The 666-nt window shown below is 45.3% G+C and carries 1 protein-coding gene; it reads right to left on the bottom strand.

Annotated features, from left to right (window positions below; genetic code table 11):
- Nucleotides 1-666, bottom strand: a 666-nt coding sequence (locus tag AC1DO4_RS27885; RefSeq protein ID WP_477421061.1) for a cadherin-like beta sandwich domain-containing protein, incomplete at both ends; no start/stop codon positions are given.

The following is a 666-nucleotide window of genomic DNA, read 5'->3' as shown; positions in this document are numbered from 1 at the left end:
TTGCATTTGCTGCACCGGTTTTGCTGACAGCTATAGTGTAAGTACGCGTGGTAATGCCRTCTTCGGCTGTTACAACAATGACAATATTGGTCGTAACTCCTGCATCGAGCTGCACTGTATTGACTATGYCYGATGTCCCGGCTATATTGTTCACTGTAAAAGATGCATGACTGTCACTTAACGTGGCGCTTTGTTGTACACTGGTTGCAGAAGGCGTTACAGATGCCGTGTAGTTATCTGTTGCACCTATTCTTTTCAATGTAACGCCACTTATCTTGAAYGATGCGAGGTTTGCATTTGCTGCACCGGTTTTGCTGACAGCGATAGTGTAAGTGCGCGTGGTAATGCCGTCTTCGGCTGTTACAACAATGGAAATATTGGTGGTAACTCCTGCATCGAGCTGCACTGTATTGACTATATCCGATGTCCTGGCTATATTGTTCACTGTAAAAGATGCATGACTGTCACTTAACGTGGCGCTTTGCTGTACACTGGTTGCAGAAGGACTTACAGATGCCGTGTAGTTATCTGTTGCACCTATTCTTTTCAATGTAACGCCATTTATCTTGAGCGATGTGAGGGTTGCATTTGCTGCACCGGTTTTGCTGACAGCTATAGTGTAAGTACGCGTGGTAATGCCATCTTCGGCTGTTACAACGTTACAAC

This window comes from Mucilaginibacter sp. P5_A6 (assembly GCF_056400585.1).
The sequence above is the reverse complement of the archived record's forward strand: the minus strand, read 5'-3'. Positions and strand labels throughout refer to the sequence as shown.